The following is a 23,172-nucleotide window of genomic DNA, read 5'->3' as shown; positions in this document are numbered from 1 at the left end:
TCTGTTAAAAAAATATATTTGCGCTCAATGGAAGCGTATAAAGAGTATTTTCCGACTAAATCTTACCGCATAGCAGAGATGCGCCTTTCTTCTTTGCTCAGGAACGAAAGGGATCGTCTTGACCGAATTGCAGCTGATTTAGGTCGAGATTTTGCCATTGCATCGGACAATCTGCGGGAACAATTGCCCCAAATACTCGCGTTTACGAAGTCTTATCATGCGGCGTACGATCAGTACTTAAAAGCGGTGCTTGTGCAACAACCGCACCCCATCCAGTGCAGACCTGCCTGCGGAAATTGCTGTCACCATTACCCGATGTCTGTCGAGCCGTTCGAACTGATTTCCATGTATAGCGAACTTCGCAAAAGGGACGACCTCTTGTCCTTGATGGAAGCATGCCAGATGCGTTCGGACAAGTTTGAATCATTTTTTGAAGCACGTAAAGCTGTTGGACTATCCGAGGATGAAGCCGAAGACGGGGCTCTTCACGATTACTTCTCGTGGTGGCATTCGTGCCCGTTCTCGAATGCCGTAGGCGATTGTACAATCTATCCGTTGCGGACGGTATCGTGCCGCATGTACTTTAGCGAGACTGATCCGAAATTCTGCACTCCGGAGATGCTACAGACTGAAATGAACGATAGCTATATCGTTTATATGCCAGATGTTGTTGAAGATGCGGTTTATGGAATTTCGGAGCATTATTCCGCACTTGATTTGCCTGAAAGCTTTTTTGGCGGTCTGTTGGCCTTGAACGGCTATGAAGGAGTGCTTGGGGAATGAATCTGTTTGATGTAAACGAGGTTCAACCGATACCACCCGATGGGCAGATGGACTTGTTCGGTTTTATACAGAAAGAGAATGTTCCTGAAGTTAAAATGCCCTCGCCGGATTGTTCTGCCAACGGTCTTGTTCATTTCAAGTACAGCCCATTGATGAAAAAGAGCATCCGCTGCAAAGGGGGCGTCTTGTTCGGGCATCCGGAAGTGCTGTTGCCTGCGTACATGAAAGCTCCTGAATTTGCTAACGCCCGAGAGCTTGCTGCGGAATGGGCTGAACATGCGATCCGTCGCAAAACTCAAAAGAACAAGGCTATAGTAAAGGACTTGGTGAACCGTTTTTGGCAGACCGTTGACCAAATTTTTACAGACAAAGGTGAAACTCCGCTCGCAAGCAAGGGGCGCTTGCCTCCGATCCGGCCTCGAGGTGTGCATCATAACTTAACGGATGTGCTCGCGGCTATCAATGATACGTATTTTGGCGGGACTCTCACTTGCCGAATTACGTGGAGCAATCGCGTAGGAGGCCTCAGTTTCCATTCAATCCGCAAAGATCCGGTAACGGGCGAAAATTTTCACTTGATTAGCATTAGTCGCGGCTACGATGCAGCAAATTGTCCTTTGTATGCTGTTGCCGGGGTTGTTTATCATGAATGCCTGCATATCGTGATTCCGGTTGAAGTTCACGACGGACGTCGAGTCGTTCATGGTCGAGAGTTCCGCCAGCGTGAAAGACGCTACATCTACTACGATGAATGGATCAAGTGGCATAAAGAAGTGTTGCCGCGAAATATCCGCGCCATGCGGCATCATAAGGACATTTAGGTGTTAGGAAAACTAACCTCTAGCCATTAATCTCTGACTTCTGTTTACTAGAACTGTAACTAGATCCTTCGGCTTTGCCTCAGGATGACAACCCTAATTACTAACCACTAACCACTAACCACCAACCACTAATCTCAATTAAACCAATTGCGGATGTTCTGGAAAAGTTTAGAGAAAAAATTGATGGTGTCCTTGATTTTCCCAGGTGTTGGACTTTTCGGAGTTCGAACAACGACGACCGATTCGTTTCTATCGTAGGGCGTGGAAAAATCAATCAAGTTGTTGCGTTCTTCAGTAATGCTCATTGCCGCAATGCAGAGGTCGGTCTTTTCGTTCACGAGGGACGGAATCAGAACATCGAAGTTCATGTCAGCGAATTTGATGTGCTTGTTCAGCATCTTGGCTATAGAAAGCATGATATCGACGTCAATGCCCGCCAATTCACCGCCTTGATAAAATTCGTAGGGTGCGTAAAGTGCTTCAGTGCCAACGATGAGTGTGTCGGTCGCTTCCCAATCCTGCGGTATCGCTTTGACGACGACTTTGCTTTTTAACCATTTTTCCTTAATTTTTTGAATTTCGCCGTTTATCTGTAAAATAGTGATACAAGAATCAATGATGGGTTTGAGCGGACTTCTCTTTCTCATGGCGATGCCGAATTCGTCCTTGTTCAGTCGTTCTTCCAAAATGCTGAAATCGGAGTGGTGCATAAGAATTGTTTCTGCTACGGTCAAGTCCATGGCTGCGGCGTCAATTTTTCTTTGTTCCAAAGATTTGGTCATTTCGACGATGTTCGAAAAATACTGAACTCGTGGAAGTTTAATGATTTGATGCACTTGTTCGTCAAGCGTGGTTCCTGTTTGAACGCCAATGTATTTCCCGGACAAATCGTTCAATGAATATATGTCTTGCTGTTTTTGTTGTTCAAATTTGTTTGTTTGGGAAATGTTTTTTTTATGGTTTGCACTAGAGTTGTTCTGGCGTACGGCGAATGCTATTTTCCCGATGTGGTAAGGTTTTGAAAAATCTATATCGTTTTCGATGCAGTCTGTTTTGCCAAACGCCGAAATAATGAGATCGGCTTTGTTGCTCTTGAGGGCCTCGATTAGCTTGTCTCGTTCTGTCCGAACGATTTCCGTTTTAATGTTCAGCCGTTTTTTCAGAAGTCTGACCAAGTCAATGTCAAGTCCGATAATTTTATTGTTTTCTATAAACGAAAATGGAGGTACGTCGGCAGATGTGGCTATTCTCAATATGTTCGCCGATTCAATCTCATTATCTTCGATGAGCGGGTTCTTTTTTTCGCTCCAATGCTGATGGAGTTCTAGTAATGTTCCTGCAGCATTCAAACTGTCGATAATAGCATTGATAATGCCCTTGAGGTTGGGAATCGGGCTATGACGGTTCATGCCGATGACTAGTTCTTCGGAGATTCCTGCATCTTCATGTATAACTTGAAGCCCGCTTGTACTGTCAAACGTATGCGAAAGGATGTTTTCGTTGTAGGCAATGGCGTCGATATCGCCCATTTGAAGTGCAAAATAGGCTGCGACTAGATCGGGATATTTCTTGATTTGTGCTTTGGGAAGAACCCTAGCTACGGATTTCCCTACAGTGGAAAAATCTTCAACGCCAATAGTGTATCGGGGCGAGTTTGCCTGAAAAACGGAAGTCAATGGTTCCTTGGATTGTTCTTTGCAGCCGCAAAAACAGGCGACCAGGATACCCATAAAAACAAGCGATAAAAAGGAACATTTTGACATACTTTTACAAATGTAAGAAAAATAAATCGAAAAATTATGCAATAGATTTTTTTTCAATTGAAAAAATGTCCACATTTAGAGTTTTACAATTAAATGTAGAGGTTAGAAATCTAAGGTCAAAGATGAATTGTAACTGGATCCTATCGGTCGCGAAGCTCCCTCCAGGATGACGCTTCTTTCCCACTTCCAATCACTAACCACCAACCACTAGCATTTCTTATTGCATTACGCCCAAGCCTCATCCTCCAAAGGGGCGTAAGCTCCGACCCCACACCCCATCTCTCGTCTTTCGTCTGTAGGCCCGCAGGGCCGTTCTTTTGTCTCAGACATACCCTTCTTTCAGCGATTCGTCGTAGTGGGCGCGTTCGCCTCCGATGAACTTGGGACGGGTACGTGCCGCAATGACGATGGCCATGCCAATGCGGTTTTGCTTCAGGCGAACGGGGACGGCGACTTCGCGGAGGTGCATGCCGATGAGCGTGCCTCCGATATCAATGCCTGCGTTTGCCTTGATGTGCTCGAGGGCGACGGGGGCTTTAAAGGCGGCGTAACAGGCCGTCGCAAAAGATCCGCCTGCTTTGGGCTGCGGCACGACGTTCACGATTTCTGCATTCGGGACGGCTTCGTGCTCGATGATGATAGCCCTGTTCAAATGTTCACAGCATTGTGCTGCGATGTAGATGCCTTTTGCTCCGAAAATGCTTTGGAGGCCTTCGTAAATCGCTTTCCCGACTTCGGGAACGGAGTGGCTGCCGACTTGGTTGCCCAATGTTTCGCTGGTGCTGCAACCGATGACGACAATGTCGCCTTTCTTGAGGTGAGCCGCATCGACGAGTTCTGCTGCAGCGTTGGCGGCGTCTGACTTGATTTTTTCGACAACGTTCTTGTCGTCAACTTCGTAAGTAATGCCTGCCATAGGTATGCTCCTGTTAAAGTTTGCGTAAAAGATAAATTTTTTTGTCTCTTAGAAAACGTGCTGTAGAAATTAAGAAAAAAATATGTATATTGATGGTTGATAAGTTATTGATTATTAAGTGAGTGGATATTTCATGAGTGATAATTTGCAAAATGAACCCAATGTGATTGGGCTTGATAGAAAGAAAATTAAGGATTTCTTTTTACGGAAGCTTCCTGAAATGAAGGAGGCTGTCATTGATGCCATTATAGAAATGCTGCCTAGCGTTCCGCACTATCAAGAAGAAAATGATCACTTTACGTTTAGAATTATTATGGGTTCCGGGAACACACCGATGGGCTGGAACCGCCGCATCTACAAGTTCTCGGGGGATGCTCTGGAAAACTTGTTCAAGGAACGCGTCAAGGCGTGCTTAAAAGACGTTATTCATTTCTGCAAAAGCGGTTGTGATTTGATTATCCAGCAGATGCCTGCCCGTGAAAAATCGGAACCTTGCATTCTGGTGGGGGTGTTCCAGTCGGATATTGGCAATGCGGGGGAGACTGAACGTGCTCTTTTGGAAAAAGGTTTTTTGCTGATTGAATGCGTGAACCGTTCCAAAATTTGTATCAACTCGCATACGCCTGCCGGAGTGAGCGACCATTTGCTTATTCGTTTTGACCTTGACGAAAACGAATTTGCAGATGACCTGACGGATAACAATTTGGAGTCGTACCCGAAGGGATTTTGGGCGGGGCTTTTCTCGCAAATCAAGAGGGAAGTTCATGGCACGATTTGCCTTTTTGTCGATCCTGCATGGGATGGCAATGCGGATGAAAACTTTGACGGCGGAAAGATTGTCTTTGACGATTTCAAGGAAATGCAGATAAAGCCTGATTCCATGCTCGATGTGCAGTCGTACCGCGATTTGTACGAACAAAACTTTATCCGCAAGATGTTTATGTCGATGCTCAATTACGATGGCATTACCGTGATTGATACCAACGGATGTGTGCGTGCGTTCCATTGTTTTGTCGCCATTCACCGTGGTAAGTTTACGTCTGGCGGTGCTAGACATCGTGCGTATAGAGCTCTTGCGAATTTGTTCAAAGACAACGAACTCTATAAGGCTCTTTACTTCCAGTCTCAGGAAGGGAATATCCGTTTTTACTACAAGTTCCGTGTTTCTTCGTCGTTTGATTCAACGGTTATGGACAAGGACGATGATGTTGGGGATTCTATTGGCAAGGCGGATAATTCTAATAACGAACCGTCTAGTAGAAAAACGTCTTCGTTTGCCGCAATTCCAGAAACTGCGGCTACAGAAAATGTTGTTCTCAGTGATGCGACCTCCATTTTGGCGGATGCTCTTGACCGTCTGTGGGATGCCCATCTCGGCATTGACAACTTCTACAACGAGCCGAAGCCTGCGGAAGATTTGTACAACGCCACATTTGACATGACCGAAGAATCGTGGAGCCGCGTGAATGTGGAGCGCATTATCAACGTGCCGCTTATTTGCTTGATCGGAAACTCTTACGGATATTCGACAAACGCAGAGCCGTTCTTGAAAAACATTCTCGAAAAAGTTCCGCAATCGGTTTGGCGAATTTACGTGAACAACAAATGCTACGAAGATTCAACGCTTTCATCGACGCTTGGTAGCAAAAACCAGGAAAGCCAATGGTCCAAGCTCATGAACGAAGGCACGGACACCGAGACGCATCATGTCGAAAAATATGTGACAGACGAACTTGCAGAAAATATCAAGACCGTTTATAAGCACGTGAGCAAGCAGTTTGCTCAAAAATTCGAAGAAGAAAAGAATCTTTGGGAAAACTTGTTCAAAGGGTATTAGGAAATAGGTGTTAGGTTGTAGGTTAGGGGGATAGTTGCGGCGTAACCGCCTTATAAAACCTAATCTCTGTTTAATTTTTACTGGATCCTTCACTATCGTTCAGGATGACGGTTCTAACCTTAAATCTCTTGCTTTATTTCTTTTTTTTTCTTTATAAAATAAATACACCATCCAGGCAAGGCCTGCAACGAACATCAGCGTGCAGAGCGTTTGTCCGCGGCTCATGCCGAAAAGATCGACTCGTCCGAGGTGTGCATCCGGCTTGCGGAAAAATTCGATGAAAAAGCGGAACAGACCGTAGCCCATCAAGTAGAGACAAGGCATCTTGTCGTGGAGCTTTGGAATTTTACGGAGGTTGTAAAGAACGATGAACAAGATAATTCCTTCGAATAACATTTCGTACAACTGGCTCGGGTGGTGGAGCACTGGATTGGCAAGCGTACTGTCGTGAGCGAGCGGGAAGAACATGCCGATAGAACTTGTCGTCACTTCGCCAAAGAGTTCACCGTTGATGAAGTTGCCCCAGCGCCCCCAGGTATAGGCAAGCGGGGCTGCAAGCATGGCGAGGTTGAACGTTTTCCATACATCGAGCTTGTTTCTTTTAGCGCCGATGTAGCAGAAAACAATGGAAAGAATGAGACCGCCGTGGTAAGACATTCCCGAAATACCGACAAAGTGGTAGCCCAAATCGTCGTGTGCCATCGGGAAGATGATTTCCATCGGATTCGAGAGGTAGTAACTGGCTTTGTAGAAGAATACGTAGCCGAGACGTGCCCCGATCAAGATTCCTGCGATAATCCAAGTAAAGAGGTTGTCTAGCTGTTCCTTGGTGTAGCCTAACTTTTCTTTTTGGCTGATTTTCCACATGGTGAGGTATGCGGTCACGAATGCAAAAATGTACATGATGCCGTACCAGCGTACAGGAAAACTGCCCAAATTGAATGCTGTTCCGTCAAAATAAGTCGGTATTAAGTTCCACCAAGATAATTCCATAAAATGCCTTCTTCTTTTGTGTTCAAATCTAAATTATTTTTTTTCGAGGTTCTGGTGCGCCCAATAATTGATGACCATTGCTGCGACCTGCGTTGCCGGTTGCGAACGAAATTCTTTGTGCATCTGCATCACGATGACGACAATGGACTTGCTTGGATCGTTCTTTGCTTCTGCAAATCCCATGAACCAGTCGTAGCGTCCGGCGGGGTCGTTGCCGTCGAGCGAACCTGTCTTGCCGCCAAGGCGGAGTGCTTCGAAGTTCTTGCGGGCCATATTCTTCATGGACATGTGCTTGCTGGCGGTGCCTTGCGTCACGGAGCGGAGCATCGCTTCTCGCAGTCCGTAGTACGTATTTTCGCTGAATTTTCCGATGTCTAGAGCGACTCGTTTTTGCGGTGCAAATGGAACCATGTCGCGTGCCCAGGGAATTTCGAGCGGCTTTTTGGCGAGGATGGCTCGAACCTGTGCTGCGGCGAGGAGCGGCGTAAGCGTTGTCGAAGTCGTGAATCCGCAAGAAACTTCGGCAAGGCCGTATCCTGTGTCGGGGGCCGTGTAGTTGGAGGTGTTGGGAACGTTCCCCGGGAATCGTCTGTTGTAGCCCAGTTTTGCGGCTGCCGTGGAGAGGCGTTTAGCACCGAGACTTTTTCCGACAATGGCCATGGGCGGATTTGCGGAGCGGGCGAACGCTTCGGAAAGTTCCATCGTGGGGCCGTTGTACTTTTCAGGGACTTTCAGCTGTCGCAAATAAAGCGTGTGGTGGCGGCCAATCATCGGTATGGGTGTGTTGAGCGAATAGCGGTTGCTTTCCATGGCGGCTGAAATCGTCACGAACTTTGCGAGCGATGCTGCGGGGAAGGTGGCGCGCCCAATCCAGTCAGGCTTGTTTTGAACTTTTCCATCGCGGCGTTCTCCCCAAGCTATAATTTCGTTTGTCTTGGTATCGACGACGAGGATGATGCCTAAGTCAGGATGGTAGCGGCGGAGGAGTATGTCGATTTTGTCGGCGAGATAGGCATTTTTTTGCGACTTGATATGCGTGGTGTCGCGTCCTTTCACATCGGTATCTTTGTACGAGCTGTCTGATGCGAAATTTTCGTCTTCGATTCCTGTAAGTCGGGCAAGCCCGTTTGGATTTGCAATGACGGTGGTGTCATCGAAAATGGATGTATCGCTGCTTGCAATCGATGTTGAATCCTCTATTGTCGTGGAATCCTGAATTTGCGTTTGGATAAGCGCTTCGGCGGAATCTTGGATATCTTCTGTTGTGGAACAGTGGACGATAGCAACGATTAGAGTGACAAGAACGGTAATCGCGATGCAGCGGTTACGCATTCTTTGAGCGTAGGGGAGTCTTTGCATAGAATTACTTGAAGAATGTCTTTCTGTAATAGGCGAGTTCGGCGATGCTTTCGCGAATATCGTTCAAGGCCTCGTGTCTTTTTTCTTTCTGGAACTCTTCGAATTGTGGATACCAGCGGAATGTCAATTCCTTGATGGAACTCACGTCAACGTTTCGGTAACAAAGCCATTCGGAAATAACGGGCATGTACTTGTATAAAAAACGACGGTCTTGCGTGATGGAGTTTCCGCAAAGGACGTTCTTGCCTTTTTCTGTAAAAGGCTTGATGAACCGGAGCGTTTCAAGTTCGGCGTCCTTGAGGGAATACTGCGAACGGCGGCACCTATCCACGAGACCGCTTTGGTTGTGGTGTTTTGTGTTCCATTCGTCCATGCTTTCGAAAACGTTTTCGGGCTGGTGGATGGCGATGACTGGACCTTCGGCGAGAATATTCAAGTTGAGGTCGGTAACAATGGTCGCTATTTCGAGAATGACATCTTTTTCGGGATCGAGACCGGACATTTCCAGGTCCATCCAGACTAAATTTCGTGAACTTTTTGGCATACGGGCGAAAGATAGTTTTTTAGTAGGGAGTCTATGGTCATTAGATGTCTGTTGTTGGTTGATTTTTGGTGGTAGGGATTAGGTTTTAGGTTATAGGGGTTAGGGGGTAGGAACGTCATTCTGAACGACTGTGAAGGAACCTGTGAATTCTTGTAATGCAAAATTGAAAAATTGACTGGATCCTTCCTCCCTTCGGTCGTCAGGATGACGCTACTGACGTTCCACTTCCTACTTTCTACCTCCTACTTCCTACAAACCATAAACAGTCACTGGATCCCCTCCCTGACGGTCGAGGATGACGCGTTCGCGTCACTTCTTACCGCCTACTGTCTACTAACCACTAACCACTAACCACTAACCACTAACCTCTCGTCTTTCGTCTATATATATGCTTCCGAATCTGTTTTATTACATAAATATTTCTTAAATAACATATTTTTATTACAAATTGTCTTTTTCTTTCGTCTCTTACGAAAATGTTACAACTTTTTTTGCTATATTTGCCGCACTATGGAAAATGTTGTTATTACAGGTATGGGCTGCGTTTCCTCTTTAGGAAACTCCCCCGAATTATTGTGGCAGAACTTGCTCCAGGGCAAGTCTGGCATCGCTACCATCCAGCGTTTCGACGCTTCGGCCTACACATCTCGCATTGCAAGTGAAATTCGCGAGTTCGACGCTACGGGTATTTACAGCCCGAGAGACCAGTCCAGGTTCTCGCGCTGCATCCAGTATGCAGTCTATTCGTCTTTGCAGGCATTGCGTCAGGCAGGCATTGCTCCGGAAAACGAAAATCCCGAACGTTGTGGCGCTATCATCGGTAGCAGTATCGGTGGTCTTCTGCACTGCTATGAAGCTGCTGTGGCTCTCAGCACTCGTGGCCCGTCCCGCGTTTCTCCGTTCTATATTCCGATGGCTATCGTGAATATGCCGGCGGGCGAAGTTTGCAACCGCATCGGGTGGATGGGTCCGTCTTACACGGTGACTTCCGCTTGTGCAACTTCGAACCATTCCATCGCGAACGCTTACGACTTGATCCGTCTTGGCCGCTGCGACGTGATGCTCGCCGGTGGTGCCGACGAAACGGTGAACCCGCTCAGCCTCGCTGGCTTTACCAGCATGAAGGCTGTGAGCAAGCGCAACGATTCCCCGGAAACCGCTTCCCGTCCGTTCGACAAGGACCGCGACGGTTTCGTAATCGGTGAAGGTGCCGCTGTTCTCGTTCTCGAAAGCGAATCTCATGCCAAGGCCCGCGGTGCAAAGATTCTCGCCCGTATCGCCGGTGTCGGTGCAAGCTCCGACGCTTACCACATTTCCGCTCCGCGTCCGGACGGCAAGGGCGTGATGCTTGCGATGACCAACGCCATGAAGGAAGCCGGTATTGAACCCAAGGATATTAGCTATATTAATACGCACGGAACTTCGACACCGCTCGGTGACATTGCTGAATGCTCTGCCATCGAAACGCTCTTCAAGCAGAACTCTGCATCGGCTCTCGAAAACCTTAAGGTCAATTCGTCCAAGTCGATGATTGGACACTGCTTGGGTGCCGCAGGTGCGCTTGAATCCGTTGTGACGATCATGTCTGTGATGGAACAGAAGGTTCATGGGACTCTCAACGTGTTCGAGCAGGATCCGGCTATTCACCTTGACGTTTGCGCAAATGGTGCAGTGAACCAGAAGATTGACTACGCTATGAGCAACGGCTTTGGCTTTGGAGGCCAAAATGGAGTTATCATTTTTGCGAGGAATTAATGCGTAAGGCCAACAGTTCTGCTATTGGCTTTTTCGCTTCTCGTAAATTAGACGCTAAAATTTGTGCGTTTTTGCTTATGCTGTCGCTGGTATTCCCGGCGGCAGCTTTGTCGTCTCCGGGGGATCCGCTCACGTGGCGCGATTCCACCTGGGATTACCGCAGTGAAGATTCTGTCGATATTCAGCCTGAAATCAAGCCTTGGCGGCTTGCCGGTGTGGCCTCGTTTACGCTGGTCGCCTACGGTGCTGCTTACGGGTTTGTCTTGAAAAAGGGCTGGTGGGGAGACAAGGGGAGTGATTTCCATTTCGAAACCGATTTTGATTACGCTTTGAACCTTGACAAACTTGGGCATTTTGCCGCCGGTGTCGCCATTGGCGAAATTTTTTACGAAGGTTACCGCTGGGCTGGCGCAAGTGAATTCCAATCGTACTTGTTTGCTGGACTCACCGCGCTTTCAACGCATATCGCGATAGATATCAAGGATGGCTTTGCCCCGTCATGGGGTTTTAGCATTTTTGACGTGCTGTCGGGCGGTCTCGGCGGATTTTTGCCGATGGCGGAACGCTACGTGCCTTTGTTCAAGTACATCGACCTCAAATGGAGTTACTGGATTAATTCCAACGCCTATTACAACCAAAATCATCAAGCGTCAGACGGCATATTTACGGATGATTACGTGAACCACACGTATTGGCTTTCGGTGAAGCCCTACAGATTGTTGCCGGAAGCGGCTCGCAAGTATTATCCGAGCTGGCTTGCCATCGCAGTGGGACTCAGCATTGACGACGGGGTGTTTACGGGGGCTAAAAATCCGCATCGCGAAGTTTATTTGGCTCTCGATTACGACTTGGAAGCGTTCCGTCCGCAGAGCCGCTTGGCTCGTACGATTGTCAAAGCTTTGAATTATTTCAAGCTCCCGGCTCCGACGATTCAAGTGTATCCGGAATTCCATTGGTATTTGCTCTATCCTATCAAATTCTAATTTGAACTTGAGGTAAGTTATGGCAGAAAGAGAAAACTTTAAATCCCGTTTAGGCTTTATCCTGATTGCGGCTGGCTGCGCTATCGGGCTTGGCAACGTGTGGCGTTTCCCGTTTATCACGGGACAGTATGGCGGTGCGGCATTTGTGCTGATTTACCTCTTTTTCCTCTTGATTTTTGGTTTCCCAATTCTCGTGATGGAATTTGCTGTGGGGCGAGCATCTAGACGTGGTGTCGGTTGTTCGTTCAATGCTCTCGAAAAGCCGGGGTACAAGTGGCATGTGGCGGGCATCCCGATGATTGCTGGCAATTACCTCCTCATGATGTTCTACACGACGGTGACGGGGTGGATGCTCTATTACTTCTACCGCATGGTGACAATGGGCGACCTTATGAATTTGTCGCCTGCAGAAGTCGGGGAGGAGTTCGGCAAGATGCTCGGAAACGGTCCGCTTCTTTTGTTCTGGATGGTGGTGGCGACTTTTGCGGGGCTTTCTATTGTGGCGCTCGGGCTGCAACGCGGCGTGGAACGTGTGACGAAAATGATGATGTCTGCGCTCTTGATTATCATGTTCATTTTGATGATTCGCGTGCTCACGCTCCCGGGGGCGGGCGAAGGCCTCAAGTTCTATTTGTTACCGGATTTCGCAAAACTTAAGGAAGCGGGAATCGGCGAAGTCGTGTTTGCGGCGCTTGGCCAGTCGTTCTTTACGCTGAGCATCGGCATTGGCTCCATGAGCATTTTCGGTAGCTATATCGACAAGAAACATTCGCTTTTGACGGAAGCTGCCCACATTTGCGTGCTCGACACAGGCGTTGCCTTGATTGCAGGGCTGATCATCATTCCTGCTTGCTTTGCGTTTGGACTTGAACCGAATGCTGGTCCAGGCCTTATTTTTGCAACGCTGCCGAACGTTTTTGCGCAGATGCCGGCAGGCCGGATTTGCGGTGCCGCGTTCTTCCTCTTCATGTCTTTTGCGGCTCTTTCGACGCTTGTGGCCGTGTTCGAAAACATTGTCGCTTATTGGATGGATGCTCGCAATGTGGAACGCAAGAAGGCGGTGAAGTGGAACTTTGTTGCGATTGCGTTGCTGTCGCTCCCGTGTGCACTCGGCTTTAACGTGCTCTCCGGCTTTGAACCGTTTGGTCCTGGCAGCTGCGTACTTGACCTTGAGGACTTTCTCGTTTCGAATACGCTTTTGCCGCTCGGTTCGCTTGTGTTCGTGCTGTTCTGCAATTCCCGTTACGGTTGGGGGCAGGATAATTTCTTTGCCGAAGCGGATGCAGGCAAGGGCTTGAAGTTTCCGAAATACGCGGTGCTTCGCCTCTATTTCAAATGGGTCCTGCCGATTATCATTTCCGTGATTTTCGTGTTGGGTTACTTGCAAAAGTTCGCTCCGAGTTTGTACAACAAGATTTTTGAATAAAGATTGCAAGGATTCATACTGTACTCATTTGTCACCCCGGACTTCGCGATGCACTGGGCAACGTCGAAGTGTTCCGGGGCCTGCTTACACGGAACTCTTCGCGGCTACGTTTCCTCTTCGCTTTCTTCTAACCTTAGATATAATCTTTTATTTTTTTTGCCACACGGATTTAAAATGCCTAACGGCATTTGGTAGTGACCGAATTTGCATACACGACTCCTCTTGCATCGCTTTTACCGCCTATCCGGTCTTATTGCTTTTTGTCGGGATGTTTATAATTATTTCGTGTTTTATACAAAGTTTTGTATAGATTAAAGACGATTCGTTGTTGAATTGCTTTTTTCTAGGACTGTAAAATGTTTCGCGTTTTTGGATTTGTTCTGTTGCTTGCTGTTTTTGTTTTCGCTCAAGACGAAAGCGTTAGTGATTATGACCGCTGGATGCAAGCGAAGGCGCACCGCGATAGCGTCAGGAATGCGGAAATGATTCAGAAAAATTCGGTCCCTTTCGATTTCTTGGTCGGGATGACGTTGAATGTGGGCTTTAAAGTTATAAATAACGAAAAGCAGCTGAGCCGTTACGAAAAGGTGGAACGGGTCGTCTTTTTTGAAGGAGCTTTTTTTCAGGTGGGAGCGTCTGTTCAATGGCCTCTGCTGCAATATCATTTGGCGGTAAGGCTTGGCGTACTGTTTGAATACGCACCGCTATTTTTATCGAAGCCGTTATACATTGAAGACGGTGATGGGGGATACAAGCGTGTTACTGATGGAGGCTTGTCGCAGGGGCGGATTGCGTTCCCGATTCTTTTTGCTGTGAAGCCTCGCTCTAGTTTTGTATCGTTCGAGTTTGGCCCTCAGATTTCCATACCGCTTTTTGATAAGCTGGAGTTAGATGGTGCACGCGATAAGGAACTGGACTCGTCCATGGAATTTAGTATGCTTTTGGGCGTGGGCTTCCGCGTCAATGAACGAATCTATTTAGACCTGCTTTGGGACGCAAAGTTCTATCACAAGTATAACGAACGCTTTGCAGATGGTTTGGCCCATTGGTCTTCGGCTGCTATCAAGGCTGGCGTGACGTTTAATCCGTTTTAATTATATCACAAGATTTTTAAATCAGTGGCGGAGCGGTTTGAGTATGTCTTGTGTGTAAATGTTATTTACAATTAGATGGATCGATGGCATCATAGCAGGCTCTATTGCGAAAACTAGATAAAGAATCGGAGTCATCGTATTCAAATTTAGTGGTTATGTTCAAAGTATCCGCACGGTGGTATTGGTCTGTGTACACTAACTTCCAAGAAATAGTCGTATCTTGGAATGATTTAAGAGTGCCATTGAAAAATTGGAGTCTCTTGTCGTCAAGTTGTTCGGGAAGAGATCTACTATAGACAATAGAATAATGGGAATTCTCGGTGTACTCAACACGAGCTCCTTGAACAGAGCACTTCTTTTGACCGGAATCATCCCTATCAATGTATGCATCATACCCAAACATCATTGCATCTTGATCTTCCCATGAAAAACCTGGAAGACCAATAACCTCAAGATTGTAATTGGATCTAAATTTAAATATTTGAGCACAAGCTTCACCAGAGAGCTTGGAAAGTGCTTTTGCAACGGCTTCTCTATCGAGTTTAGGGATTTCAGTAACAGGAGTGTAGTGGACTAGCGCATTTTTTCCAAAATTTATATCTATATAAGTTGTATCGTAAATGATTTTTTTGCGACTGGAATCCCAAACCATTTCATCATCATCATAAAAACCATCCCATACACCATATGAGTAGTCATACCGGTCAACATGATTGCAGGAAAAAGTCGATTTACCAATCTTACAGTCTGACGTATCCCAAACTGTCGTATCTTTGTTATAATTAAGAGCTCGATATAGTGTTAAAGGTTTGTGTATTGTTTGCTCGAGGAATGTATTATTTAGAGAACTGTTTATGAGTTCGAGTGCACTTGCCGAACTGTCGGTTTGAATAGTCGAATTCTCATTCGTTGTGTCAGTAACGTTAGTTTGGCTGATGATGTTGTTTTTTTCAATGTCCGGTGCATTGACTTTGTTGCTTGCGCACGAAAACAAGAATGCAATGCAAACTAGCCCGGAAAACAACAATTTTATTTTCATTCCAATACTCAGCGAATAAAGTGTTGATCCTCAGCCACAAAATACAAAAATGGATATAAGAAAATCGGTCAAGGTTGGCGTGACGTTTAATCCGTTTTAATTATGTATCACGAAAATATAAAAGCGTAGATTCCGACAGCACTGAGCCAGAGCAGGATTCCGGCGTAGATTCCACCGAGCAAGTCGTCCGCCATCACGCCCCAGGCTCCCGGAAATTTTTCAAATCGATGAATGCCGAGTGGTTTCAGGATGTCGAAGAAGCGAAACAGCCCGAATGCAATTGCTAGGAACCATGGATGAAGGACTATTAAATTTGTCGGAAAGAATGCGAGTGCCATGAAAATCCCGCACACTTCGTCAATGACAATCCAGCCGGGATCTTCGGTGCCGGTATCTTTCATCGCTTTTTTCACGAAGGGAATGGCTGCAAAAAATACGAATAGGGCGGCTGCAATAAAGAATAAATTAATTGGTAGTTCACCTTGCGTTTGGCCTATATGCAGAGGTAGAGATAGACTTTCCTTTCCGTTGAATATATGGTCTGCTAGAACTGCCATGGGGTAGGCGACAATTGCTGCGGCAAGGCTTCCCATGGTGCCGGGTGCTTTCGGGCTCATTCCCGAACCGAAAAATGTTACGATGAGTGCTGTCAGCTTGTCCGTGCCACGCCATTCGTGCGGAACGCGCTTCTTGCCATATTTTTCTTTAAGTTCTTCTCGATTCATTGTTAGGTATTAGGTGTTAGGTTTTAGGGATTAGGAGTTAGACTATGGGGTATGGGCTATGGGCTCGTGGGCTATGGGCACGGAGCTAAAGCTCCTATGAGGTCGCTTCGCTTTGAGGCTGCCTTGCTTTGCAAGGCATTGAGCTCTTCTTATTACAATTGCCCATACCCCAGAGGCACAACGTGCCGACCTCACACCTCATACCCCTACCTCCGGCCACGGTGCTTCGGCGAGTTCCTTTTCTTTTTCTTCGGCGGCTGTGCGTTTCTCGTGCCAGCGTTCGAGCTGTTCCTTGAAGGCCGCGCGTAATCGTTCCATGCCGATGTTCTCCTTGGCGCTAATCTGGATGGCGTCGGGATAGTTCTGTAAAAGTTCCGTGCGGCGTGCTTAATCGGCAACTTCGACCTTGTTGAACACGCGGAGGCGCGGCGTGTCTTTGTCGATGATGCTTTCGAGCGTCTTGTGCGTGACTTCCAGATGGTCGCGGTAGTCGGGAGCAGATCCGTCAACGACTTCTAGGATGCAGTCCGCGTGGGCTGCCACGCCGAGCGTGCTCTTGAACGTTTCAATCAAGTTGTGGGGGAGCTTGCGGATGAATCCGACGGTATCGCTCAAGATGATGTTCTCGCCGTCGAGGTAAAGCTTTCGCGTGGTGCTATCGAGCGTTGCAAAGAGTTTGTCTTCAACGTAAACGTCAGCGCCTGTCAAGCGATTCGTGAGTGTCGATTTTCCGGCGTTCGTGTAGCCGACGATGCCGACTTGGAAAATGTCGTTTCGCTTGTCGGCCTGTTGCTCGCGGGCGTCTTCGATTTTCTCCAGCTTTTTCTTGAGTTCCTGGATGCGCTTGCGGATCATGCGGCGGTCCGTTTCGAGCTGCGTCTCGCCCGGCCCCTTGGTGCCGATGCCGCCATTGTGCTGGCGGCAAAGGTGCGTCCACGCACCGGTGAGGCGCGGCATCATGTACTGCAACTGTGCGACTTCGACCATTAGGCGGCTTTCGGCGGTAACCGCATGCTTTGCGAAAATGTCGAGGATAAGCCCTGTGCGGTCGAGAACCTTGATTCCGGGCATGCGTTCTTCGAGGTTGCGCACCTGCGAACCGGAAAGGTCATCGTCAAAGACGACCATCTTCGCGTTGTCTTCTTCTAGGGCGCGCTTGACTTCGTTCACCTTGCCTTCGCCAATGAGCGTTGCCGGGCTAAAATTTTGCACCCGCTGCAAAAAACTACGCGTGACAAGCGCCCCTGCGGTCTCGGCGAGTCGCCCCAGTTCGGCGAGTTGTTCGCCAGCAAGCCATGGACGGACTTTAGGAGTCGCAATGCCTACTAGAATGCAACGTTCCCGATCTTTCTTGTTTTCGACTGGCTTGATACCTTTTTTTCGTTCTTCCATATTCCTAAAAAATAAACGGCATTAAATGTTCCATTACTTTGAATGGACGTTCCTTATGTAACGGAGCGTTAAAAATATATCAAAAAATTAATGTTCTAAGTTGCTTATTTTAGGGTTATTTACTCCGGTGCGACTTGCATTTTGTAATGAATTGATTTACATTTAAAATGTGGATGCTATGGCCTTTTTCGAAAAGGTTTTGGGCGCAAATTTAATGTTGGATATATTTGTGTCGGATTATAATTTGCAACGCCTCTAAAGGATGAGTATGAAAAAAAATATCTGTTGTGGTTTAGGAATGGCACTCGCTTTTGCGGCAGTGGCTCATGCTCAAGATACATACTACAAGGTAACCAAGGTCGGTAGTGAAGAACATCAGTCTTTCAACATTCTTCTGAATAACGAGACTGTAACTGAAGCGAAAAAAGGGGATTGGCTGTATGTTTCCCCAATCGTTCCCGACGGAAAAATGTTCAAGGGCTATACGCTCTATGACAAATATGGTGACAAATCCGAAGATCAAGTTGTATCAACGACAGAAAAGAAAGAATTGCAATTCCTTATGCCAGACCATGAGGTTTATGTAAAGGCATCGTACGAATCCTTGCGCTATTATATTAACGCCATCAAGACTGAGCACGGGAGTGTTTCGTATTCATTTAGCGACCGAATGGACATTAGGGATCGCACCAAGCCTACTTTCAAGGTGACGGTGACTCCGAGGGCCGATGAAGGCTATAAGCTGGCATCTATCAAGGTCAGCAGATACCTTGATGCTGCGACGACGGTGACTTGCGCAAAAACTGAAGCTGCGCCGGCTGGGCCGGGGGCGACTCCTGGCGCAAGTGATGGCAGCTGTGTCTTTGAAATGCCCTATTTCGATGTCGATATCACGGCGAAATTTGTTGCGGATAGCGTTGATTTGCCTATAGTGGATTTGAAGGACTCTAAATTTAAGTTAACGTATAAATTGGACGGTGGTAAGCTTCCGAAAGATGCGGCAAAATCTTTTGCTTGTTCCGAAATCGCAAAGCTCCCGACTCCGACGAAAGAGGGCTTTGATTTTGTTGGATGGTCGTTTGAAAACAAACTTTCCAATACTTATTATGCTTTGGATCGTCTCGATGGAACGCTTTGCTCCGATACGACGCTTTATGCTATCTGGACCGCAGCGGGTACTTGCATGGAACAGACTGCAATTGCCATCGAAGGCGACGCGAAATCGCCGGTTTGCTCGTCGAATATAAGGTGCGCCTTGATTCACAGCAACAAGGCAAATCAGGATTCCGTCTGCAACGGGGTTGTGTGGATTTCGGATACGAGCATTTTGCCAAGCTCTAGCAGCGTAGCATCGAGTTCAAGTGTAACATCGAGTTCTAGTATCGCGTCGAGCTCAAGCGAAAAAGCTTCTTCAAGCAGCTCTGTCGTAGAGTCTAGCTCTAGCGAAGTTGTTGTTGAATCGTCCAGTGCAACGCAGTCCAGTTCCTCTGAAAAGCAGGCTTCTAGCAGTTCTGATGTGGCCTCCAGTTCTAGCGAAACACCTGCCTCTAGCAGTGCAAAGGAAAAATCTAGCTCCAGTGAGATTCCTGCTTCAAGCAGCGAAACGACTTCCAGCTCTTCCGAAAAGCCTGTCTCCAGCAGCTCGAAGACTGAATCTAGTTCTTCTTCTGCCACGCAAACTAAATACTACAAGATAACTAAAGTCGGTAGCGAAGAAAACCAGTCATTCACTCTGGTTTTGAATGGTTCTGCTGTAACGGAAGCAAAGCAGGGGGATTGGCCGGAAATATCTCCGATTGTTCCTGAAGGTAAAAAATACAAGAGCTTTACACTTTATGATGAATATGGCGATACGCCCGAAGAGCAAAAAGAACGTACGACCGGAAAACTTGGAATGCGCTTCTTGATGCCGGACCATCAAGTCTATGTAAAAGTCACGTATGAACTTGATGTTGCCTCCAGCAGCTCGACTGTGGAATCCAGTTCTGCTTCCAAACCCACTTCTAGCAGTGCGAAGGTGGAATCCAGCTCTTCTGCAAAGCCTGCTTCCAGCAGCACGAAGGTCGAGTCTAGTTCCGCTGCCAAGCCTGCTTCTAGTAGCGTGAAGGCTGAATCGAGTTCTGCCGCTAAGCCAGCTTCTAGCAGTGCAAAGGCCAAGTCTTCGAGCGGTAAGAGCGAAGCTTCGTCTAGCTCTAAGGCTAAGTCTTCTAGTTCTGTCGAATCGGTTGTTGAATCTGTCAAAACTGAAGAAGATTTGCCAAACTGCACCGAAAAGCGTGAAGGCGTAACATATTACGTTTCGGATCTCAAGAAACTTTTCATCTGCAAGGATAAAAAGTGGACAAAATTTGACCCGAATGGTTTGCCGATGATTGCTCGCGCAGCGAAGTTCTCTGCTGTTGTGAATGGCCGTCAACTTCAGGTTTCTGGCGCAAAGGTCGGTTCTCAAGTGAATTTGCTGGATTTGCAAGGCCGTGTGGTGTATAGCGGTAAAGCCGATGCCGCAAACTTTACGATGAACTTGGTTCGAAGCGGAACATTTGTGCTCCGCATCGGTACGCAGCAGAAAGTTGTGAATATACGATAAATTTTGCATTAACTTTATAGGGAAGACCCTGCACAAGCGGGGTCTTTTTTTATATTGATTTTGTGCATAACAAGATTTTTCTTTGCGGCTTTATTTTGAGTATAGCATTGTTGCTGTACCATTTTAATGAATTTGATTTTTATTATGTCAAATCTCCGCATTCCGTAGAACTTGGCACTTCGTATGGATTGCCTTCTTTACATCGCGTACGGAATTTCAAATGGCTCGATTCAACAGCGACCGATGAAGAATGGGAGAACGAGCAAGTACAAAAAGAACGATTCATTCGTTTTATAGACGGGACTGTAGAACGGGTAAATCTTTATTCGTACCGTCAAGATTTGCAGGATTCATTAAATAGCGAAATGACTTTATGTGCAAGAGATCCGTTGGATGGCTATGTTCCTCATTGCGTTACGCGGAAAGGCCCTAATAAAATTCTAGACAGCTATTTAAAAGAGCGTTCTTCTGAAATTTGTGCGATTCCCAGTGTTCGAAAAGTGAATCATGCGAAAATATTTTTTGAAAATTTTTTTGATTTTCGATTTGACGGTGATGCTTTTATCGTGGAATATGCAGATATGTTCTGTATAAATTTTATTGGTATTGAAGTCGGTAAATATGATAATTACATGGTGAATCGTCTCTTAAAGACCTTATATGATTTAAAAGTTGAAATGAAAGACGCTTGGTAACGTAATCAAAGACTGTAATTCTAAATTGCCAAAAATGCGAAAAAAATATGTTTGGTGGTATTGTTTAGAATGTATATTTAAACGCGATTGTCAGAAAGTGTGTGTGGAGAATTTATGGAAACCCCCAAAAGGGTGAAGCGTGCTGCGGCTTTATTATCTGTAGCGTTTAGCATGGTGATGTTTGCAGGAATCCCTGCGTTTGCGATAACCCCCAATAAGTTGATTACGGGTGGGCTCAAGGCTTATACAGGTTCGACGACGACCGACTATTTGACGGATGGTTATTTGACGAACTGGAAAAGTAGCAGCGAAAAAGAAATTGCTTTGAATGTTGGTGCAGGCCCCAAGAAACTTTTAATCACTTGGGAATCTTACGGCGATTGTGCCTGGGCTACCAATTTTACATCGAATTGCGGACATAGCGGTGTCGCGCTTTCGAACTTCAAGATTCTCACGTCAGCGAATTCAACTGACGGTACGGACGGCGAATGGACTGAGGCCGCAAGCGTTGCGAATAATCCGGTGATGGCACGCGGCGTGGAAATCGACTTTGATGGAAAATCGTGGTTCAAGTTCGTGAGCGAAGGCGATGTGGGCAAGCTTCTTGAAATCGAAGCTTTCGACATGACTGAAAACGGAACCGATACGTGGTTTTTTATGGGCACGAGCATCAGTCAGATGGGGCTGAAACAGCAAGATACCGATTCTACGACGGCGCAATTGATTCATGCTCGATTCCCTGATTACACGCCAGCGATGCTTCGTGGCGGAATCGGTTGCATCAACAGTACCGAAGTTGTCGCCCATTTGGATGAATATTTGAAATACGCTGGTAATGTCAAGTATTGGGCGATTGAAATGGGCACGAACGATGCTTGGGGCGGCGGCGACTGGGATCTCGATGCTTATGTCAAGAACATGCAGACAATTATTGATTCTGCAAAAGCGCATAACATAACGCCGATTATCGCTCGCATCATCGCGACGAATCCCGAAAAATCAGGGTGGCAAATCAATCAGGCGTTTTTGGATGCTGTAGATAAACTTGTTGAAGATAACAAATTGCCTAAGGGGCCTGACTTCTATAATTACTTTTTAGAACATCCCGAATTGCTAGGGAGCGATGGCATCCATCCAAATGCAGAGGGCGGTGGACAAGCAATGCATCACTTGTGGGCTGAGGCTTTGGCTCCGTTGTATGCTGTAGGTGATACGGCTAAGAAGGATTCTTCGGGGAATGTTACGGCTCGTGTTTCCAAGCGTCTCGTGCGTTCGATGCGTCTGCGTGCGGATGCTGCTTCAATGAGATTTTTTGACATGAACGGTGTCTATATGGGGATGAACGCAAAAGTTCTCGCACGTGGTCGTTATATTGTTCGCCAAAAACTACAGGGCCGTTTTGTGAACAAAGTTTACGTTAAGAAGTAAAACTTGCTTTTTTCCAAATTTTATCGACAAGAACGGATGCGGCGTAGCTCATTGCAAGGAGTATAAAAAACGCCGGGATTGCGTATCTTGGGGCGGCGACGATTTTTGCGGTCACGCCGAAATAATAGCAGAAAAAGGTATGGGTGAGCCACATGTTCGTGCTTTGCTTTCCGAGGGCGGACAAGCATCTTTTGAAAAAGCTCAATCTGCCTACGATGTCGATGCTTACGAGCGTTAAAAACGGAACGAAGAAAATGTCAAAATAAATTCCGTTGCTGTATCGCCGGAGAAAGATAACCGCAACCCAAATGAATGCGTCGAAAATAGGATTCAAAATTTTTTTCGATTCAAAAAATCGTTTAATTTGTCAAATAGACCGTTCCTGGCAACGACTGCTCCCATCCAGAAACATGTGGCGTGGGGAATTGCGTAGTGGAATTTTGTTAATGCGATGTTTAAAACGATGATGATGAAAATATTGTCGAGTGCAGAAAGTCGATGAACGAAAAATCTAATAAGCGGGAATAAAACTAGAAGTGCTGCATAGTTTATCAAGAACCACCATTCCCTGTTGTACGTCGATTCAATTCCCGTAAAGTTTAAAAGGAATTCTTTTATCGAAAATTGCGAAAATGCGGAATAGACTTCGGCATCTTGGCAGTATGCGGCTTGGTTCGAGAAAAAGATGAATCCGATGGGTACGAAAATGAGAAAAACTTTCCAATATGCGAAATACAGTTTTTTCAGCCGTTCAAAAAGGTTGTATCGCTTTCCGAAATATTTCTTGTATAAGCCGTAACCGCCTAAAAAGAAAAATATGGAAACGCAAATCTTCCCAAAAACACCGATATGAACTGACAGGGGAAGGTTCGAAAAATGGAGAATGCTTTCGAGCGGACCGCCTGCAATGCGGTCGGGAAACGTCCAAAGGTGATGTATGAGCATGAACAAAATGGCGATAGCTTTCATCGCGATAGAGTCGTTGATGGACAAAAATCTATCGGGTGTGGCTACGTCATTTTGCATGTTACC

The 23,172-nt window shown here is 46.6% G+C and carries 19 protein-coding genes; 10 read left to right on the top strand and 9 right to left on the bottom strand.

Annotation, left to right across the window (positions count from 1 at the left end):
* The first annotated feature begins 27 nt into the window (after positions 1 to 27).
* Positions 28 to 783, top strand: coding sequence for a YkgJ family cysteine cluster protein (locus IKG78_RS13110; protein WP_290944206.1), 756 nt, complete (start codon positions 28 to 30; stop codon positions 781 to 783).
* The gene (locus IKG78_RS13105) at positions 780 to 1,604 is read left to right on the top strand and encodes a hypothetical protein (protein ID WP_290944204.1); all 825 of its coding nucleotides are present in this window, start codon (positions 780 to 782) and stop codon (positions 1,602 to 1,604) included. Before IKG78_RS13110 ends, IKG78_RS13105 begins: the two co-directional genes overlap by 4 nt.
* 134 nt (positions 1,605 to 1,738) lie before the next feature.
* Here the strand turns inward: IKG78_RS13105 and IKG78_RS13100 are convergent, their stop codons facing one another.
* A complete protein-coding gene (locus IKG78_RS13100) occupies positions 1,739 to 3,334 on the bottom strand; it encodes a transporter substrate-binding domain-containing protein (RefSeq protein ID WP_290944201.1) in 1,596 nt (531 codons plus the stop codon).
* A 355-nt stretch (positions 3,335 to 3,689) separates the two neighbouring features.
* Positions 3,690 to 4,283, bottom strand: a complete 594-nt coding sequence (locus tag IKG78_RS13095; RefSeq protein ID WP_290944199.1) for a TIGR01440 family protein — start codon at positions 4,281 to 4,283, stop codon at positions 3,690 to 3,692.
* Between the two features lie 133 nt (positions 4,284 to 4,416).
* Between IKG78_RS13095 and IKG78_RS13090 the strand changes: the two genes are divergently transcribed.
* On the top strand, positions 4,417 to 6,120 hold the full coding sequence (locus IKG78_RS13090; RefSeq protein ID WP_290944197.1) for a hypothetical protein: 1,704 nt from the start codon (positions 4,417 to 4,419) through the stop codon (positions 6,118 to 6,120).
* Between the two features lie 99 nt (positions 6,121 to 6,219).
* On the opposite strand, the gene lgt is transcribed toward IKG78_RS13090, so the two are convergent.
* Genes lgt through orn form a run of 3 tightly spaced genes read right to left on the bottom strand, consistent with a single transcriptional unit; the run spans position 6,220 to position 9,016 of the window.
* A complete protein-coding gene (gene lgt / locus IKG78_RS13085; protein WP_290944195.1) occupies positions 6,220 to 7,113 on the bottom strand; it encodes a prolipoprotein diacylglyceryl transferase in 894 nt (297 codons plus the stop codon).
* Between the two features lie 33 nt (positions 7,114 to 7,146).
* On the bottom strand, positions 7,147 to 8,472 hold the full coding sequence (locus IKG78_RS13080; RefSeq protein ID WP_290944193.1) for a penicillin-binding transpeptidase domain-containing protein: 1,326 nt from the start codon (positions 8,470 to 8,472) through the stop codon (positions 7,147 to 7,149).
* Between the two features lie 4 nt (positions 8,473 to 8,476).
* Entirely contained in the window at positions 8,477 to 9,016 is a 540-nt protein-coding gene (orn, locus tag IKG78_RS13075; RefSeq protein ID WP_290944191.1) for an oligoribonuclease, read from the bottom strand.
* Positions 9,017 to 9,526: 510 nt separating this feature from the next.
* On the opposite strand from orn, the gene fabF reads away from it, so the two are divergent.
* The 4 genes from fabF (at position 9,527) to IKG78_RS13055 (ending at position 14,274) form a co-directional block, all read left to right on the top strand.
* Positions 9,527 to 10,771, top strand: a complete 1,245-nt coding sequence (gene fabF / locus IKG78_RS13070; RefSeq protein ID WP_290944188.1) for a beta-ketoacyl-ACP synthase II — start codon at positions 9,527 to 9,529, stop codon at positions 10,769 to 10,771.
* On the top strand, positions 10,771 to 11,754 hold the full coding sequence (locus tag IKG78_RS13065; protein ID WP_290944185.1) for a hypothetical protein: 984 nt from the start codon (positions 10,771 to 10,773) through the stop codon (positions 11,752 to 11,754). The genes fabF and IKG78_RS13065 overlap by 1 nt, the downstream gene beginning before the upstream one ends.
* Before the next feature lie 19 nt (positions 11,755 to 11,773).
* Positions 11,774 to 13,180 carry a sodium-dependent transporter gene (locus IKG78_RS13060; RefSeq protein WP_290944183.1) on the top strand — a complete coding sequence of 469 codons (1,407 nt, stop codon included), beginning with the start codon at positions 11,774 to 11,776 and terminating at the stop codon, positions 13,178 to 13,180.
* A gap of 356 nt (positions 13,181 to 13,536) precedes the next feature.
* On the top strand, positions 13,537 to 14,274 hold the full coding sequence (locus IKG78_RS13055) for a hypothetical protein (protein ID WP_290944181.1): 738 nt from the start codon (positions 13,537 to 13,539) through the stop codon (positions 14,272 to 14,274).
* Between the two features lie 61 nt (positions 14,275 to 14,335).
* Here IKG78_RS13055 and IKG78_RS13050 read toward each other — a convergent pair whose 3' ends face one another.
* From IKG78_RS13050 to hflX, 3 genes are all read right to left on the bottom strand, one after another.
* Positions 14,336 to 15,313: a hypothetical protein gene (locus IKG78_RS13050; protein ID WP_290944179.1), complete on the bottom strand. Its 978-nt coding sequence runs from the start codon at positions 15,311 to 15,313 to the stop codon at positions 14,336 to 14,338.
* Between the two features lie 107 nt (positions 15,314 to 15,420).
* On the bottom strand, positions 15,421 to 16,038 hold the full coding sequence (locus tag IKG78_RS13045; RefSeq protein ID WP_290944177.1) for a phosphatidylglycerophosphatase A: 618 nt from the start codon (positions 16,036 to 16,038) through the stop codon (positions 15,421 to 15,423).
* A gap of 387 nt (positions 16,039 to 16,425) precedes the next feature.
* Positions 16,426 to 17,430: a GTPase HflX gene (gene hflX / locus IKG78_RS13040; protein WP_290944175.1), complete on the bottom strand. Its 1,005-nt coding sequence runs from the start codon at positions 17,428 to 17,430 to the stop codon at positions 16,426 to 16,428.
* A gap of 268 nt (positions 17,431 to 17,698) precedes the next feature.
* Here hflX and IKG78_RS13035 point away from each other — a divergent pair, with 268 nt between their 5' ends.
* The 3 genes from IKG78_RS13035 (at position 17,699) to IKG78_RS13025 (ending at position 22,140) form a co-directional block, all read left to right on the top strand.
* Entirely contained in the window at positions 17,699 to 20,017 is a 2,319-nt protein-coding gene (locus IKG78_RS13035) for an InlB B-repeat-containing protein (RefSeq protein ID WP_290944173.1), read from the top strand.
* Positions 20,018 to 20,079: 62 nt separating this feature from the next.
* On the top strand, positions 20,080 to 20,712 hold the full coding sequence (locus IKG78_RS13030) for a hypothetical protein (RefSeq protein ID WP_290944171.1): 633 nt from the start codon (positions 20,080 to 20,082) through the stop codon (positions 20,710 to 20,712).
* A gap of 114 nt (positions 20,713 to 20,826) precedes the next feature.
* Positions 20,827 to 22,140: a GDSL-type esterase/lipase family protein gene (locus IKG78_RS13025; protein WP_290944168.1), complete on the top strand. Its 1,314-nt coding sequence runs from the start codon at positions 20,827 to 20,829 to the stop codon at positions 22,138 to 22,140.
* A gap of 330 nt (positions 22,141 to 22,470) precedes the next feature.
* Here IKG78_RS13025 and IKG78_RS13020 read toward each other — a convergent pair whose 3' ends face one another.
* Positions 22,471 to 23,166, bottom strand: coding sequence for an acyltransferase family protein (locus IKG78_RS13020; protein ID WP_290944166.1), 696 nt, complete (start codon positions 23,164 to 23,166; stop codon positions 22,471 to 22,473).
* Positions 23,167 to 23,172: the final 6 nt, after the last annotated feature.

The organism is Fibrobacter sp., from assembly GCF_017545445.1.
Classification (GTDB): Bacteria; Fibrobacterota; Fibrobacteria; order Fibrobacterales; family Fibrobacteraceae; genus Fibrobacter.
Note: the sequence above shows the minus strand (reverse complement) of the source record. Positions and strands in the feature narration are given on the sequence as shown.

Excerpts from the sequence above, each read along its gene's own strand:
- IKG78_RS13020 (WP_290944166.1), bottom strand. The coding sequence starts at position 23,166 with ATGCAAAATGACGTAGCCACACCCGATAGATTTTTGTCCATCAACGAC.
- lgt (WP_290944195.1), bottom strand. The coding sequence starts at position 7,113 with ATGGAATTATCTTGGTGGAACTTAATACCGACTTATTTTGACGGAACA.
- IKG78_RS13080 (WP_290944193.1), bottom strand. The coding sequence starts at position 8,472 with ATGCAAAGACTCCCCTACGCTCAAAGAATGCGTAACCGCTGCATCGCG.
- IKG78_RS13095 (WP_290944199.1), bottom strand. The coding sequence starts at position 4,283 with ATGGCAGGCATTACTTACGAAGTTGACGACAAGAACGTTGTCGAAAAA.
- IKG78_RS13050 (WP_290944179.1), bottom strand. The coding sequence starts at position 15,313 with ATGAAAATAAAATTGTTGTTTTCCGGGCTAGTTTGCATTGCATTCTTG.
- IKG78_RS13045 (WP_290944177.1), bottom strand. The coding sequence starts at position 16,038 with ATGAATCGAGAAGAACTTAAAGAAAAATATGGCAAGAAGCGCGTTCCG.
- IKG78_RS13100 (WP_290944201.1), bottom strand. The coding sequence starts at position 3,334 with ATGGGTATCCTGGTCGCCTGTTTTTGCGGCTGCAAAGAACAATCCAAG.
- IKG78_RS13105 (WP_290944204.1), top strand. The coding sequence starts at position 780 with ATGAATCTGTTTGATGTAAACGAGGTTCAACCGATACCACCCGATGGG.
- fabF (WP_290944188.1), top strand. The coding sequence starts at position 9,527 with ATGGAAAATGTTGTTATTACAGGTATGGGCTGCGTTTCCTCTTTAGGA.
- IKG78_RS13090 (WP_290944197.1), top strand. The coding sequence starts at position 4,417 with ATGAGTGATAATTTGCAAAATGAACCCAATGTGATTGGGCTTGATAGA.
- IKG78_RS13035 (WP_290944173.1), top strand. The coding sequence starts at position 17,699 with ATGAAAAAAAATATCTGTTGTGGTTTAGGAATGGCACTCGCTTTTGCG.
- IKG78_RS13025 (WP_290944168.1), top strand. The coding sequence starts at position 20,827 with ATGGAAACCCCCAAAAGGGTGAAGCGTGCTGCGGCTTTATTATCTGTA.
- orn (WP_290944191.1), bottom strand. The coding sequence starts at position 9,016 with ATGCCAAAAAGTTCACGAAATTTAGTCTGGATGGACCTGGAAATGTCC.
- IKG78_RS13060 (WP_290944183.1), top strand. The coding sequence starts at position 11,774 with ATGGCAGAAAGAGAAAACTTTAAATCCCGTTTAGGCTTTATCCTGATT.
- hflX (WP_290944175.1), bottom strand. The coding sequence starts at position 17,430 with ATGGAAGAACGAAAAAAAGGTATCAAGCCAGTCGAAAACAAGAAAGAT.
- IKG78_RS13110 (WP_290944206.1), top strand. The coding sequence starts at position 28 with ATGGAAGCGTATAAAGAGTATTTTCCGACTAAATCTTACCGCATAGCA.
- IKG78_RS13055 (WP_290944181.1), top strand. The coding sequence starts at position 13,537 with ATGTTTCGCGTTTTTGGATTTGTTCTGTTGCTTGCTGTTTTTGTTTTC.
- IKG78_RS13065 (WP_290944185.1), top strand. The coding sequence starts at position 10,771 with ATGCGTAAGGCCAACAGTTCTGCTATTGGCTTTTTCGCTTCTCGTAAA.